This is a genomic window from Corynebacterium sp. 401_CJEI, from assembly GCF_001076435.1.
GTDB lineage: Bacteria > Actinomycetota > Actinomycetes > Mycobacteriales > Mycobacteriaceae > Corynebacterium > Corynebacterium jeikeium_D.
In genome coordinates, this window is sequence record NZ_JVIP01000001.1 from 1 (window position 1) to 14,055 (window position 14,055).

The 14,055-nt window shown below is 56.8% G+C and carries 14 protein-coding genes; 6 read left to right on the top strand and 8 right to left on the bottom strand.

Features of this window, described 5'->3' with window-relative positions; translation table 11 throughout:
* Positions 1-447: 447 nt before the first annotated feature.
* The 3 genes from ADM64_RS00005 to ADM64_RS00015 all read right to left on the bottom strand — a co-directional run bounded on the left by ADM64_RS00005 (position 448) and on the right by ADM64_RS00015 (position 4,073).
* Positions 448-1,785: a sodium/glutamate symporter gene (locus ADM64_RS00005; RefSeq protein WP_053087322.1), complete on the bottom strand. Its 1,338-nt coding sequence runs from the start codon at positions 1,783-1,785 to the stop codon at positions 448-450.
* Positions 1,786-2,010: 225 nt separating this feature from the next.
* Positions 2,011-3,114 carry a trypsin-like serine protease gene (locus ADM64_RS00010; RefSeq protein ID WP_049192833.1) on the bottom strand — a complete coding sequence of 368 codons (1,104 nt, stop codon included), beginning with the start codon at positions 3,112-3,114 and terminating at the stop codon, positions 2,011-2,013.
* Between the two features lie 2 nt (positions 3,115-3,116).
* A complete protein-coding gene (locus tag ADM64_RS00015; RefSeq protein ID WP_049192834.1) occupies positions 3,117-4,073 on the bottom strand; it encodes a DUF418 domain-containing protein in 957 nt (318 codons plus the stop codon).
* Between the two features lie 211 nt (positions 4,074-4,284).
* On the opposite strand from ADM64_RS00015, the gene ADM64_RS00020 reads away from it, so the two are divergent.
* On the top strand, positions 4,285-4,791 hold the full coding sequence (locus tag ADM64_RS00020; RefSeq protein WP_049192835.1) for a hypothetical protein: 507 nt from the start codon (positions 4,285-4,287) through the stop codon (positions 4,789-4,791).
* Here ADM64_RS00020 and ADM64_RS00025 read toward each other — a convergent pair.
* Both ADM64_RS00025 and arsB read right to left on the bottom strand, forming a co-directional pair.
* The gene (locus ADM64_RS00025; RefSeq protein ID WP_048733886.1) at positions 4,788-5,216 is read right to left on the bottom strand and encodes a low molecular weight phosphatase family protein; all 429 of its coding nucleotides are present in this window, start codon (positions 5,214-5,216) and stop codon (positions 4,788-4,790) included. The genes ADM64_RS00020 and ADM64_RS00025 overlap by 4 nt on opposite strands.
* Positions 5,217-5,231: 15 nt before the next feature.
* Positions 5,232-6,299, bottom strand: a complete 1,068-nt coding sequence (gene arsB / locus ADM64_RS00030; protein ID WP_049172185.1) for an ACR3 family arsenite efflux transporter — start codon at positions 6,297-6,299, stop codon at positions 5,232-5,234.
* Between the two features lie 72 nt (positions 6,300-6,371).
* Between arsB and ADM64_RS00035 the strand changes: the two genes are divergently transcribed.
* Positions 6,372-6,710 (top strand): ArsR/SmtB family transcription factor, encoded by a 339-nt coding sequence (locus tag ADM64_RS00035; RefSeq protein ID WP_016423238.1) that lies wholly within the window; start codon positions 6,372-6,374, stop codon positions 6,708-6,710.
* Between the two features lie 42 nt (positions 6,711-6,752).
* On the opposite strand, the gene hisN is transcribed toward ADM64_RS00035, so the two are convergent.
* Both hisN and ADM64_RS00045 read right to left on the bottom strand, forming a co-directional pair.
* Positions 6,753-7,553 (bottom strand): histidinol-phosphatase, encoded by an 801-nt coding sequence (gene hisN / locus ADM64_RS00040; RefSeq protein ID WP_049172187.1) that lies wholly within the window; start codon positions 7,551-7,553, stop codon positions 6,753-6,755.
* 10 nt (positions 7,554-7,563) lie between these two features.
* Complete coding sequence (locus ADM64_RS00045) at positions 7,564-8,448, bottom strand: inositol monophosphatase family protein (RefSeq protein WP_049192836.1); 885 nt, start codon at positions 8,446-8,448, stop codon at positions 7,564-7,566.
* A gap of 47 nt (positions 8,449-8,495) precedes the next feature.
* Here ADM64_RS00045 and prfB point away from each other — a divergent pair, with 47 nt between their 5' ends.
* Positions 8,496-9,608 carry a peptide chain release factor 2 gene (gene prfB, locus ADM64_RS00050; protein WP_049192837.1) on the top strand — a complete coding sequence of 371 codons (1,113 nt, stop codon included), beginning with the start codon at positions 8,496-8,498 and terminating at the stop codon, positions 9,606-9,608.
* A gap of 2 nt (positions 9,609-9,610) precedes the next feature.
* On the opposite strand, the gene ADM64_RS00055 is transcribed toward prfB, so the two are convergent.
* On the bottom strand, positions 9,611-10,993 hold the full coding sequence (locus ADM64_RS00055) for an HNH endonuclease signature motif containing protein (protein WP_224784263.1): 1,383 nt from the start codon (positions 10,991-10,993) through the stop codon (positions 9,611-9,613).
* 420 nt (positions 10,994-11,413) lie between these two features.
* Between ADM64_RS00055 and ftsE the strand changes: the two genes are divergently transcribed.
* The 3 genes from ftsE to ppk2 all read left to right on the top strand — a co-directional run bounded on the left by ftsE (position 11,414) and on the right by ppk2 (position 14,043).
* Positions 11,414-12,103 carry a cell division ATP-binding protein FtsE gene (gene ftsE, locus ADM64_RS00060; protein WP_016423233.1) on the top strand — a complete coding sequence of 230 codons (690 nt, stop codon included), beginning with the start codon at positions 11,414-11,416 and terminating at the stop codon, positions 12,101-12,103.
* A 48-nt stretch (positions 12,104-12,151) separates the two neighbouring features.
* A complete protein-coding gene (gene ftsX / locus ADM64_RS00065; RefSeq protein ID WP_049192839.1) occupies positions 12,152-13,054 on the top strand; it encodes a permease-like cell division protein FtsX in 903 nt (300 codons plus the stop codon).
* Positions 13,055-13,137: 83 nt separating this feature from the next.
* Entirely contained in the window at positions 13,138-14,043 is a 906-nt protein-coding gene (ppk2, locus tag ADM64_RS00070) for a polyphosphate kinase 2 (RefSeq protein ID WP_048733906.1), read from the top strand.
* The last annotated feature ends 12 nt before the right edge of the window (positions 14,044-14,055 follow it).

Here is a 14,055-nt window from a genome sequence, read left to right on the forward strand (position 1 = left end):
CAGTAATGCTGAAAGTCAGACACACTTTTTGCTACTTAACCCCCGTTTTTCACCGTTTTTTTTGGGGGGGGGGTAAGTCGTTGGGTAGCCGTTGGGTCTGACGAACTCGCGCACTGCACAACCGGGCATTAAAGGGGCGGCCATCAGAAATGCGGTGTGAGGCGCTGCTCGATTAGTCGGCCTGAAGGTACTTAGCTTGAGGGGGTGCTGGGTTGATTCCGGTCGATTTGCCTCAGCTCATGTACGCGCTGCTGGCTTTCGGTTTCACATATCGATGAGTTATTCACTTATGGATACGCTGGAGCGCATCGATAGGTGAATTATGCATCGATAAGTGAGCGCAGCGCTAGAAAATAGCTGGCAGACGGGCCTAGTCAGTCCACGGTGGGGTCGCAACAGTAGAGGGCGGGAGAAAACTTTTCCTGTCCCCGCCCTCTATAAAGAACTCTACGAAGCCCTGGTCTTCGATTTCTTCAGCATGATCATCGGCGGAATCAACAGGGCTAGCCCGCCGATAAGCGCGACTCCACCGAATAGCCACACCAGTCCGGCGAGGATTGCGATGGGTGCGAGGATGGCTGCCGCGATCTCGAAGGGCGCGAATCCCACATAGGCCATGCCAAATTCCTCGAGCGTGCCGGATTTCTGCTCCGGGTCCACAATTTTCAGTACGGCGATGCCCGTGGCCACGGAGGCAGTTGCCCAGCCCCAGCTGAATACGGCGCGCTCGAACCAGCCATGTTCAAAGATGCGTGGTGCGACGTAGAAGAACAACACCAGGCAGAAGGCCAGGCCCACGACGAACAGGATAATTAGCGGGACGATGTAGGTGGCCACCACTGCCGGCACAATCGACGCGATGCCGACTGCAACCAGGAAGTCCGTCGACGCGCCGGAGACCGAACCCATCAACTTTGCATCCAGGTAGTGTGGTGCCTTAATCAGGTGCAGCACGCCTACACCTGCCAGGCCGACCAGGAATGCCATTGCGAATAGTGGGAAGCTCAGTGCAGGGAAGATGTCATTGACCCAGTTGGTCAGGATATTTGCCAGGAAGAGCGTCACCGCTAGTGCTGCAACGTGCAGCGCGATTGGTTCGATTGAGGACGGGCTTGTAGTCGCCCGCCCCACACTTGGGCGCTGACCAGGAAGGGAGATGATGCCTGTCCGCATATCCTCCGGCAGTTTATCCAAGTCTGGCAGCTCGTTGGTATGGCCCTTCTTCGAGCCCCATCGGGCGAAAATCACGCCACCGATAATTGCGGAGAACATGCCCACCGCTGCGGCCGTAAAACCCAAACTCGTGGCCTCGGTCATGCCTGCTGAGTCCAGCGCGCCACCAACTGCGGCGGCCACACCGAAGCCACCGACGAAACCAACGGGAAGCATGATGCCGAACCAGTCCGGCGTATTGAACAGTGGGGCGAAAATTATCACGCCGAGTAGCGCGAAGAATCCCCACTGCGCCAGGTACATGCCTACGGAATAGGACCACATCGTTCGCGCGCGCTGGCGCACCTTGGCATCGAAATCCATTGTGAATGGCAGGGCACCGAAGACTGCCGCGATGAGAATGGTCGCGTAGTCGCCGAAATGCTCGCTGAACTGGATTATTCCCAAAGCGTTGGGGCCTAGCAGCAAGCCGAGCAAGCCCGCAGTAATCGGTGCGGGGATGAGAAGCTTTTGGAACCAGGGGATGAACCGTCGCATCAAATTACCGATGATGAGCAGCAGCGAGATCCAACCGATATCCATCAAGACGTCGAAGGGTGTGTAGCCATCCACGTGAACTTATTGCCTTTCTCGTAGGTGGGGTTTCACCATTTAACAATTATGCGAACCACATCATGGATTCTAAGAAAAGGGTTAGAACCATAGGGATACGTTGCGATTGTATGTTAGCTACCGCGAGATTTTGAGGCTTCGGCCCCAGTTGAGCTCACTTCCTTTGCAGAAAAACCACCTACCCAGTTCCTTCTGGGAGGTGGTTTTGGTTGAGGTCAGACGGTTTTACTGTCGCCCATTCCTAATGCGCGACCAAGCCGCCGCGATAACCACGCCAGCGCATGCGATGGCGAGGTAGGCCCACACGTGATCACCGCTGGTCTGAATGGTCTTTGGCGGAGCAGGAGTGTTCTCCGCAGTCAGCACACTTTCTGTGTCACGGCCGGAGGTGATGTCATCGATCCAGTCAGCAGTGCCAGCGAGGGTAGTTATAGCCGCGCTGGGGGAGGGCAGGTCAGGGTCGCCATTGGAGGTTCCGGCGGTAGCGAGACCAGCGAGCTTTCCGTCGACGAAGAATGGGCCGCCGGAGTCGCCTCCCTGCATACCCGCGCCAGAAACGGAATGTGCGTCCAGGATGGCGCTTCGAATCATTGGCATCATGGCAGCGTCGGCTGGGATACTTTCTGTCCCTGCCGGGATCGACTCGGTTTTGGAGTCATCTGGCATGGCAGCTCCTGGCTGCATCTCCATTGATTCCATAGCGTCACCCGGAACAGCGCCGCCCGGAATAGCGTCACCCGGAACAGCGCCGCCCGGAATAGCCTCACCCGGAACAGCTTCGCCTGGAGTAGCGTCACCCGGAACAGCACCACCAGGCGCAGCCTCACCTGGAGTTCCATCAGCCGGTCCTCCGCCTAGCAACTCATTGACGACCATCTTGGTCATCGGAAGCTGCCCGGATCGTGCCATGGACGAACTGCTACTCCAGCCATAGAGAGTTCCCGTCTGTCCAGGTGTTGGGATATCGCGGGAAACATTCGCGGGTGTTGCGTCAGTGACCTTTTGGGTCAGGTGGAGCAACCCCGCATCAGACATTGGAGACAGCGCCCAAGAATCGGCATCGTAGACCTTCCCGCCGATGCGGGCCTGGGTCCCTTCGTTGTTCACAGACTCCAGGCAGTGGCGTGCAGTGAGCACCCACTGGTCGGCAACCAGCGTCCCGGTACAGTCACCGAAATTGCCGATTTTGCCAATCTTCAGCGCGGCCACAGAACTGCTTTCAGCATTCGCAGGTGCGGGTTCGCCGTTTTCCAATGCAAGAGCTGGGGCTGCAGATAGAAGCAGGGTGCTGCTAACAATTGCTGCGATGGAAAAAGATGTTTTCTTCACGGTTATTTCCCTTTCCCAGAAGGAACAATGGCCTTGATTGCGGTGGCAACGAGTTTTTCGGCAGGGCCCTGTCCGACAAATTTCTTCCAGAGGCTAGCAATGACGAGGAAGAATACGATGAAACCTGCTGCAGACAACGTGGAATGCAATACAACATTCTGCTGCCAATAAAACGCGGTGAGAACGTGCAGGATGTAGATAGTCAGTGACATTGTTCCCATAGCCGCGAATGGGTAAACCACAGCTGGGAAACGATCGCCTACGAACAGGCACAAGTGCAACACAATAGCGGCAACAGCGACGGAGAGAATGATTTCGCCGAAGACGCCAGTGTGTCCGGTAAAGCGGAGCCAGCCAGCAATCTCTGGATCAAATCGGAAGTACATGCCGACGGCAGTGACGACAACGCTGACAGCGGTAACAATCCAGCTCAACCGAGTATTGGCGTTGGTCTCAGAGGTGGAAGTGCTTTGCAGGCGACCGCGCAAGTAGACGTCGTAAAGCAGCATGCCGCCGATGAAATATGCAATCCACGCGAGTAGCGGATAGATCTGTGGCAGCGTCATAGGCGCGTACTTGATTGTGGCGGCGATGGTTGCGGCGATGAAGAAGCCGACTCGCCACCAAGTTCCGAGCGCTGGCATCCAGGAAACCAGCATCATTACCAGGCCCATGATGACGAGGACCACCTGAATTTCTCCACCGACCGGCAATAGTGCCAGGCCGATGAGAATGATCAGGGCGCCGCGAGTGATCAGGCGCAAGAAGGTAGTGCTGCTGTAATTGCGGCCGATGATCATCATTGTGGCGCCGGCGATAATGGCGAACAGTGATGAGGGGAGGCCAGAGAGCACAACCTTTGTGCTCCAAAGTAGTGAGGCCATATGGACAATGATCATGCCGATGATGGCGAGTGAGCGCGCTATATCAAGCCCCACGATTCGGGTAGGTTTATTCACCCCGGATTTCTCCTTTACTACAACTTATAGGGAGGTGCTCTTTGGTAAAAAGCACTCTCTACAAACGGCGTATTGAAAACGACTTTCTAGTTGTAGCAACCGAACCTGACAATACATTAAGTGATTATGTGTAAATCATAGTGGTTCGTCTGTGTTTTTACTGGGAAACTAGCGCGCTCAAAAAGCTAAGAGGCAGGCGTAGCCTGGTGGCATGACATCGATGCTGACGAGTTTCACCTGGGCTGAGGTGCCAGGTGTCTTCCTCGCGTACCTGTTGATCATTGCCATCCCCACCGTCCTCGCATGGGTGGGCGCCGCATGGTTGGCCAAAAAATACGGCGAGCGTATCGCATTTGGGCACACGATTTTCGTCTTTGTCGCAGCATTCCTAATCTGCTTTTGTACGCTCGCGTGGACGCTCGAGGGCGAATACGACTACTCGCCATGGCAGGTTTTCTGCAGTGGCTTCGCGATGGTCATCCTTACTGCCTCTGCCATGATGCGCGTGCCCGCCCCAACTCTGAACCTGCTGCCCACGTGGTGGGCAGCGGTCGCCGGCTATGCCCTGTGCTGGAGCATCATCGCCGGCACTGACGACACCACCGGGCTCTGGGCAGTCGGCCTGATGTTCCTGCTCCTCGGTCTCATCGCAGGCGTCGGCGCAGTCGTGTGGCTTACGCTGGCGATAAGGCGGCTTTTGTTGGATTCTGCCGCTTAGGGATTCTTAGTGGAACGGAGTTCGACAGCTAACTCGTCGATACGGCGCTCGAGGTCATCGCGAATCAGGTCCATGCGTTCTTTTCCGTCGATGCCTCGTTTTGAGGGCTCGTCAGTAAGCCAACGCTCGAGTGAGCCTTGAGCGTCCGAGGGGAGCTCTACATGAGCGGCATCGCCGATGATGACAACACGATCTGCAGTCCGGAGAATCGTGGGGGCAATGGGCTTTGGTGATGCACTGTCCATAGAGGCGCCGATTTCTGCAACTGATTTGGCTGCAAGCGCATTGGTAGTAGTTTTGGGGTTCGTTCCTGCTGAAAGGGCGATGAACTGCGTGGCATATTTTGCACGCGCAATGGCCTCGGCCATCTGGGATTTACCGGCATTTGCCACGCAGATGAAAAGTACCTTCGGGATTTCCTTCATTTCAGAATCCTTTTTCTATAGTTTGTCCGGTACGGAAAGGTCATTAGGGAAAAGGCGCGGCCCGAGCCAGCGGGTGACGTAGACAAGTGCAACGAGTACGGGTACTTCAATAAGTGGTCCAATCGTTCCCGCAAGTGCTTGCTGGGACAATGGGCCGAAGGTGCCAATCGCAACCGCAATTGCCAACTCGAAGTTATTTCCGGCGGCCGTAAAGGCAATCGATGCGGAGGTTGCGTAGTTCATGCCCGCGGCCTTGGCCGAAGTGAGAGCGATCGCGAACATGGCGAGGAAGTAGATCACTAGTGGTAGTGCCACTTTCGCAACGGTCCAGGGATTCTCAAGAATCTGCTGTGACTGAAGCGCAAAGAGCAACACGATTGTGTATAGAAGGCCGGCAAGTGCCAATGGTGAGATTTTGGGCAAGTACTCATTTTCATACCAGTCGCGACCACGGGTGCGTTCACCAATTATGCGTGATGCCGCGCCAGCCAGAAGCGGAATACCGAGGAATACCACTACAGATAGTGCGATTGCCCAAAAAGAAAAGGTGGCGGAAGTGGTTTCCAGTCCCAACCAGGAGGGCAGAATCTGCAGGTAGAACCACCCTAGAGCGCCGAACATGAAAATTTGAAATAGCGAGTTGACGGCCACCAATACGGCAGCGACTTCAGTATCGCCGCAAGATAGGTCGTTCCAGACCAAAACCATTGCAATGCAGCGGGCGAGACCGACGATGATCACGCCAGTGCGCAGTTCTGGACTATCACTGAGGAATATCCAGGCAAGGGTGAACATCAGTGCGGGGCCGAGAATCCAATTGAGGAAGACTGTGATGCCCATCAGCTTCCTTGATGTCAAAATTTTGCCCGTTTTGTCGTATCGAACCTTTGCGAGCGGTGGGTACATCATGACCAGCAATCCGATGGCGATTGGTACGGAAATTGTCGTAATTTTTGCCTCTGCCAGCCAGTTCACAAGTGACGGTGCAATTTTGCCCAGAATGAGGCCAATTGCCATTGCAGCTGCAATCCATAGCGGCAAGAAGCGGTCTAGGAAGCTGAGTGACTTTGTAGTCTGTGTCATAGTTTCCGGTGTAATCAATATATCGATGATTGTCAATATATTTAGAGGGGAGGCCGTGTAGCCTCAACGGGTATGGACGAAATCTCAGAATGCTGTGCACTTGGCGGTCGGCCTCTCGACGCGGCGGAAGCGCAGGCTGCGGCAACGCTCTTCAAAGCGCTGGCGCAACCGGCGCGCCTGCAAATTTTGTCTCAGCTCGCTGCCGCTGGCTGTAGTCCGATGACCGTAGGGGAGCTGGCCGCTGTTTCTGGGCTTAGTCAGCCGACGGTGTCGCATCATTTAAAGACCATGGCGGATGCCGGGCTGCTAACTAGGTCTAAGAGTGGACGGGTGGTAACCCATGAGGTACGCCCTGAGGTATTTGCTGAGCTGCGACGTATCCTGGATATCGGTCACGCGGACGGGAGATAGTGAGCCGCTCGTCGCAAATTGCGATAGGTTGGAAAACCCTGTTTACCCGCCCAGGCGCTTGACGACGGCGTCGTGAAGCACCCCATTCGTCGCAACTGCGTCCCCGCCGTGCGGCCCGTCGACTCCCACTAGGGAAGTGAAGTGGCCGCCAGCTTCCTCCACCAGGATCGCAAGCGCTGCCAGGTCCCACAGGGAAACCTCCGGCTCTGCGGCGACATCGACCGCACCCTCGGCTACCAGGCAGTAGGAGAAGAAGTCGCCATAGCCACGCAGGCGCCAGGCGTCATCGGTGAGACCGATGAAGTTGTCGCGCAGGTCGCGCTCGGCCCAGCCGGTGAGCGAAGAGTTGGAAATTGAGCAGTCCGCGATGTCTGCCACCTTCGAGACCTCAATGCGGCGCTGAGCGGCTTCCCGGCCACCGACGTGGGTGCGCTTGAATGCGCCGTCGCCCTTGGATGCCCACCAGCGACGGCCCAGTGCTGGGGCAGAGACTACGCCGACAACCGGCTTGCCGTCCTCCAGCAGGGCAATCAAGGTGGCCCAGACCGGGACATTGCGCACGAAGTTCTTGGTGCCGTCGATGGGGTCGATGACCCACTGACGGCCCTCAAACACAGCTTCGCCGCCGAATTCTTCGCCGAGAACTTCATCGCTCGGGCGCTTGTCCGACAGAATCTCGCGGAGCAGCTTCTCGCACGCGATATCGGCATCGGAGACCGGAGTCAGGTCGGGCTTGGACTCGACGATTAGATTGGCCGCCTCGAAGCGGGACATCGTGAGGTCGTCGGCTGCGTCGGCAAGCGAGAGTGCGAGGGCGAGATCTTCGGAGTAAGAGGTGGTCATGGCCGAAATTCTAGCGCAGAACCTCACTCAGCTCTGCGACCTGGCCACTCGAGCCCGCAAGCTTCCAGCGCCCCACCGACGTACATTCGCCGCCTGCGCCCGAGATAAGCGCATACCCAGGCAGCCAGTCCCAGGCTGCGACGTCGCGCTGGAACCATACGCCGATGCGGCCGTCGGCAACGCCTGCCATATCCACCGACGCTGAGCCCAGCATGCGCCAGGTAGCGCTGCGGGACACCGCATCCAGCCAGGACTTTGTAGCCGTGGCCTCGGATTCCTCGCTCGAGCTCACCACCGTGGTGTGGAGGTAGGTCGCTGCGCAGACTTCCGAGAGGGGGCGGTCAGTGACCCGGAGGTCATCAACAGTGCCATCGAGGTTGATACGAGTGGTCGGGAGATTGGGGCCACCAATCCAGCTCTCGCCCGTTGCCGGGCGGTGCACCGCGCCGAGGACGACCTCATCCGGATTGTTCGCATCGCCCATAACCAGCGCCAATGCGCTGCACCAGTAGTCCGAACCAGTGGTGAAGTTGTAGGTGCCATCGACAGGATCGATCACCCACGTGCGACCAGACTGGGACTCCTTCGCGGACCCTTCCTCGCCAAGAATGCCGTCCTCCGGGCGGAGCGCGGCCAAAGCCTCGACGACGAATTTCTCCGCTGCGCGGTCGGCCGCGGTGACGACGTCGGAAATCGATGTCTTGTACTCCGTGACCAGGCCTTCGTCGCGCATACGAGCGGCAATGGTAGCGGCACGCTTCACGATGGCAACCGCAACGCTGGTATCCGATGCCACAATCGACTCGGATACTTGGGAGAGAAAGAGTTCTAGGTCTTGGCTGGAATCTTGGTGCGGGTCTTGGCTGGAATCTTGGCTGGCGGTGGATTCAGACATACGTCCTATTGTGCACCGAAACAGGCGGTATAGCTAAGGTAGTACCCGTGAACCCGGATCTGAATGCTGACCTCAAAGAACTCGACGCGACGCTGACCACCATTGAGAAGGTGGTCGATGTCGACGAGCTTTCCGACCGGATCAGGGAGTTGGAAGCCCAGGCCGCCGACCCGTCGCTGTGGGACGACCCCGACCACGCGCAGCAGGTCACCAGCGCACTGTCGCAGGCGCAGGCGAAGAAGAAAAAGATCGACTCGCTGCGCGGGCGCCTCGACGATCTCTCCGTGATGTACGAACTCGCGGAAGAGGAGGGCGACCCCGACGCCGTCGAGATGGCCGATGCCGAACGCGCTGAGCTGCGTGCCGACGTCGAATCCCTCGAGGTCACGACGATGCTTTCGGGGCCTTACGACGAGCGCGAGGCGGTCATCAACATCCGCTCCGGTGCCGGTGGCGTGGATGCCGCTGACTGGGCCGAGATGCTCATGCGCATGTACCTGCGCTGGGCCGACAAGCACGGACATAAGGTCGAGGTTTACGACACGTCCTACGCTGAAGAGGCCGGCATTAAGTCCGCTACTTTCGTCGTTCATGGCGAGTACATGTACGGCACCCTCTCGGTCGAGCAGGGTGCGCACCGTCTGGTTCGTATTAGTCCTTTTGATAACCAGGGGCGCCGCCAGACTTCCTTCGCTGAGGTCGAGGTGCTGCCAGTTGTGGAGGAAACGGATCACATCGACATCCCCGAGTCAGATTTGCGTATCGACGTCTACCGCTCCTCCGGCCCAGGTGGGCAGTCGGTGAACACCACGGACTCCGCGGTCCGACTTACGCACGTCCCAACCGGCATCGTGGTGACCTGTCAGAACGAGAAGTCGCAGCACCAGAACAAGGCATCTGCCATGCGAGTTCTGCAGGCGAAGTTGCTGGAGAAGAAGCGCCAGGAAGAGCGCGCGGAGCTGGACGCTCTCGGCGCAGGCGGCAATGCCTCGTGGGGTAACCAGATGCGCTCCTATGTGCTGCACCCGTACCAGATGGTGAAGGATCTGCGTACCGAATACGAAGTCAACAACCCGCAGTCGGTCCTCGACGGTGACCTCGACGGTTTCATTGAGGCCGGTATTCGCTGGCGCATGGCTCAGCAGTCCGAAGGGGAGTAGCGCTAGAACGGCGGTTCGTCTTCGGGTGCTTCCGGTGTCTCGGGAGTTTCGGGTGCTTCCGGTGTGGTGGGCTCGTCGGCTTCTGATTTTCTCTCGTTTTTGTTCATTCCCAGTTCTTCGCGAGCCTGATTTGTCAGCTCCTGTGATTCGCGGAGGTTTTCCAACCTCTGCTCGTTGTACTCTTTGAGTGTCTGTGCTTTCTTTGTCTTGCGCAGGTCGAAGGAGTAGCGACCGTGGCCGGAGAGCGGCCCTGATTCTGTGCTGATTAGGGCAGCTTTTTCAGCGCTCTGATCAGTGGCGGAGGTCCAGTACTCCATGCCGTCGATATCGCGCACGACATTCCAAAGACCGGCCGTTTTTAGATTGTGGTGGCGACGGCATAGGCAATGGAGGTTGGGCGTCTCGGTTTGGCCACCTTCGTCGGGATTCTCGTGGTTATACGGCTGAATGTGGTCGATGTCGCACTTCGCCGCATCGACATCGCATCCGGGAAAGCGACAGGTGCCGTCTCTACCTTGGATGTAAGTACGCTGTCGCTCTGTTGGCGAGTACTTTTCCGTTTTCTCGTCCGCTAGTAGCCGGATGCTAGTGACCCGATCGAGCCAGGATTCAGTGGCGATTTTGTTGATCCACCCCAAGCCACCGATCCAGGCTTCTTGGGGCTTGTCTTGGGTTAGTGGGCAGTACAGATTCAGTGTGGCGGTGACCTGGGCAGTCCCGTGCAGAAGATGTGAAAAGGCCTCGACGAAGTCGCAGTCTTGATCAGCGGTGATTTCCTCCAAGACCTTCTGAAACTCAATTGCCCGCTCAGGCATCAGTTCCATGGTGACTTCAGTGAGGTTGTCCTTTAACTCGAACTTTATAGATTCGCCAGCTTTTTGCTCGATGCCTTTTTGAAACGAAGTGATCGGCGGGTCGTACTCATTCTTCGGGCGCAATAGCGGGCTGACTTCATCAATAAGTCGCTGAATATTCTGTTGAAGGCTCCGAACTCCGCGAAGAACTTCACCATTGACTCTCGGCGTGATCAGCTCAAGAAGATGGTCTTCGAAATATCTCACAGCCGAGGCGTCATCCAAGGGGAGGACGGCCGTGGCAATGACCCACATGTGGGGAAGCGGTAGCTGTGCGCGTTTGAGCAGAAGCTCTTTTAACCGCGGGAGTCGCTCTAGTTGCATTCCGACATCGATGTACTGGAGTGTTCTCCCACGTGACATGCCAAGAGCTGGAGCGATTTTGGCGATGTAATCTTCGACATCTTTTGTTGAAGAAGAGGGAACACAAGCAAGGGCAAGCTTCAAGTCAGCTCGATTGCGGTCAATTCCAAGACGTGCTGGTGCTGTTTGAGAAATCTCATGGTGAAAGCGTGGTGCCGTCGCTTCCATTGCCGCAGCGTAAGTGCGTTTGCGTGGTATATGTTCTCCGCTGGCCATTGGTGAATCCCCCTGAAAGATAAGGCCTGGACGTTGAAATGTTGAAATAAGGAAGAGGTAGGGAAAGTATTTTCGACTAACTCTGAGTGTCAATTTTCCAAGCTTGAAGCAGCTCGGCTACGTTATTTGATGTTTTCAATCCTCGCTTTTAATCTTTCATGGCTCATTTTAATCGAACAGGTAAGCGAAGTAAAGGGGCATTTAAAGATTTTTGGGGAAAATAGTTTCGAACATTGCTATGGCGTGAGCTTTCGTGCGGTCGCGCTCTGGGGTTAGCGTTCGACGCCGCCTGTTCCCGCAATCCCGTCACGGCGACCAATTCCACGCATTCCAGAGTGACTTGAGTGGCTTAAGTGATTAGAGTGTCTACTTATGATCACTTTCGACGGGGTTACCAAGTCCTACTCGACTTCTAGCCGACCAGCTCTCGACGACGTTTCAGTCCACATAGATAAAGGTGAGTTTGTCTTTCTCATTGGACCGTCGGGCTCTGGTAAGTCGACCTTCCTGCGCCTTATGGTGCGTGAAGAGAAAGTGGATTCAGGAAAACTGACGGTTGCAGACCAGGATCTAACCAAGATTTCTCGTCGCAACATCCCGAAATTGCGTCAAAAGGTGGGGTACGTCTTCCAGGACTTCCGCCTGCTGCCAAAGAAGACGGTGTACGAAAATGTCGCGTTCGCATTGCAGGTAATTGGCAAGCCGAAGGCGAAGATCGACAAGGCAGTTCCGGAAACGCTCGAAATGGTCGGGCTCTCGGGCAAGGAAAACCGCTACCCGCACGAGTTGTCTGGTGGTGAGCAGCAGCGCGTCGCCATTGCTCGCGCCTTCGTCAACCGCCCGCTCATCTTGCTTGCCGACGAGCCCACCGGCAACCTCGACCCAAGCACCTCCGGTGACATCATGCTCTTGCTTGACCGCATCAATCGCATGGGCACGACCGTTATTGTGTCGACTCACGACAACGATGCCGTGGACTCCATGCGTCGCCGCGTGCTGGAGCTGGAGCTGGGGCGTCTCGTGCGTGACGACGCCACGGGTGTTTACGGCCTGAACAATTAGCAGACAGTCCATCGGTAGAAGAACTCATTCGAAAGGTATTACTGACCTATGAAGACTCGCTTTGTCCTCGGTGAGGCTTTCTCCTCCTTGGGCCGAAACATCACGATGACCATCGCGATGATTATTACGACTGCGGTGTCGTTGGCGCTGCTTGCGACGGGCATCCTGGTTACTGAGCAGACCAGCCGCACGAAGGATCTCTATCTCGATCGCGTAGAAGTGCAGATTGAGCTGAATGAACAAATCTCCGCCGAAGACCAAACTTGCTCCTCGCCGGAGTGCGCTGACGTCGTCGGCAAGCTTGAAGAGGCTGACGGCATTGATTCGGTGACCTTCCGAAATCGTCAGCAAAACTTTGACCACTTCGTGGAGATGTTCAAGGACAGTGACCCCGTGCTCGTGGAAAATGCGACGCCGGAGTCGCTGCCGGCTGTCGTGATGGTGCGTCTGAGCGACCCGACCGATGTCAGCCCGCTCGATCCGATTCGGGAGCTGCCGCAGGTCGACCATGTTACTGACCAGCATGAAGAGATCGGTACTGCAGCTCAGAACCTGGACTCGGTGCGAAATGCGACCTTCCTGCTGGCTGCGGTGCAGGCCGTTGCCGCGGTGTTCCTGATTGCGAACATGGTGCAGATTGCGGCGTTCTCGCGTCGTAAGGAAGTTGAGATTATGCGCATGGTCGGTGCCAGCCGCTGGTTCACGCAGGCGCCGTTCGTCCTCGAGGCTGTGATTGCGTCGCTGATTGGTGGTGTGCTGGCTATCGGTGCGCTGTTCCTGGGCAAGGCGACGGTCATCGATCCGGCGCTGAGCAACCTGTACAAGGCACAGCTCCTGGCGCCGCTGACCAACGGCGATATTGGCGTAGTGGCGCCGGTTGTGGTGGTTATCGGTATGGTCTTTGCTGGGCTTGTTGCACAGGTCACGCTGCGTCTTTACTCACGTGACTAGGGTTGCAAAAAAGTTAGCGATTAGGCCCCGCGGTTAAACCCGGCGAATAGGGTCGTCGCGCCCTGCCGGGTAAACTGTGGACTATGAATAATGACGACGTCCAGCGCCCACCGAAGCTCGACAAGAAGGCTTATGAGGCCGAGCTCAAAAAGCTCCAGGCAGAGCTCGTCGAAATGCAGCAGTGGGTGGTAGAAACCGGTGCCCGAATTGTCATCGTGATGGAGGGGCGTGACGCTGCCGGCAAGGGGTCGGCCATTAAGCGCATCACGCAGTACCTGAACCCCCGTACCTGTCGTATTGAGGCCCTGCCGGCTCCGACTAGCCGTGAGCAGGGTCAGTGGTACTTCCAGCGTTACGTCGAAAAGCTGCCGACTGCTGGTGAAATCGTGATTTTCGACCGCTCCTGGTACAACCGTGCCGGCGTTGAGCGTGTCATGGGCTTCTGCACTTCGCAGGAGTACCGTCGCTTCCTGCATCAAGCGCCGATTTTTGAGCGTCTGCTGGTCGAAGACGGCATTATCCTGCGTAAGTACTGGTTCTCTGTGTCGGACGAGGAGCAGGTTGCCCGCTTCAAGTCCCGTCGTGAGGATCCACTGCGCCGCTGGAAGCTCTCGCCGATGGATCTGGAGTCCATCACCCGCTGGGAGGATTACTCCCGTGCAAAGGATGAGATGTTCATCCACACCGATATCCCGTCCGCACCGTGGTTCACGGTTGAGTCTGAGGACAAGAAGCGTTCGCGTATCAATGTCATCAACCACCTGTTGACGACCATTCCGTACGAGCGCATTCAGCGCGATGTTCCGGAAATCCCGGAGCGTCCGGAGTCGGAGGGAAGCTACGAGCGTCCGCCGCGCACGGAGTTCCGCTATGTGCCGGACGTTGCCGCCAATCTCGAGGCTGATCGCGTAAAGGGCGCAGGCAAGTCCGATAAGAAGGGCAAGAAGCACAAGAAGGACAAAAAGGACAAGAAGAGCAAGAAGAAGTAGCTCCTTAGTCTC

What these genes read in the sequence shown, in the direction of transcription:
- arsB (WP_049172185.1), bottom strand. Translation starts at nt 6,299, where the DNA reads ATGACACAGACTACAAAGTCACTCAGCTTCCTAGACCGCTTCTTGCCG.
- ftsE (WP_016423233.1), top strand. Translation starts at nt 11,414, where the DNA reads ATGATCACTTTCGACGGGGTTACCAAGTCCTACTCGACTTCTAGCCGA.
- ppk2 (WP_048733906.1), top strand. Translation starts at nt 13,138, where the DNA reads ATGAATAATGACGACGTCCAGCGCCCACCGAAGCTCGACAAGAAGGCT.
- ADM64_RS00055 (WP_224784263.1), bottom strand. Translation starts at nt 10,993, where the DNA reads ATGGAAGCGACGGCACCACGCTTTCACCATGAGATTTCTCAAACAGCA.
- ADM64_RS00025 (WP_048733886.1), bottom strand. Translation starts at nt 5,216, where the DNA reads ATGAAGGAAATCCCGAAGGTACTTTTCATCTGCGTGGCAAATGCCGGT.
- ADM64_RS00035 (WP_016423238.1), top strand. Translation starts at nt 6,372, where the DNA reads ATGGACGAAATCTCAGAATGCTGTGCACTTGGCGGTCGGCCTCTCGAC.
- ADM64_RS00045 (WP_049192836.1), bottom strand. Translation starts at nt 8,448, where the DNA reads ATGTCTGAATCCACCGCCAGCCAAGATTCCAGCCAAGACCCGCACCAA.
- ADM64_RS00020 (WP_049192835.1), top strand. Translation starts at nt 4,285, where the DNA reads ATGACATCGATGCTGACGAGTTTCACCTGGGCTGAGGTGCCAGGTGTC.
- hisN (WP_049172187.1), bottom strand. Translation starts at nt 7,553, where the DNA reads ATGACCACCTCTTACTCCGAAGATCTCGCCCTCGCACTCTCGCTTGCC.
- ftsX (WP_049192839.1), top strand. Translation starts at nt 12,152, where the DNA reads ATGAAGACTCGCTTTGTCCTCGGTGAGGCTTTCTCCTCCTTGGGCCGA.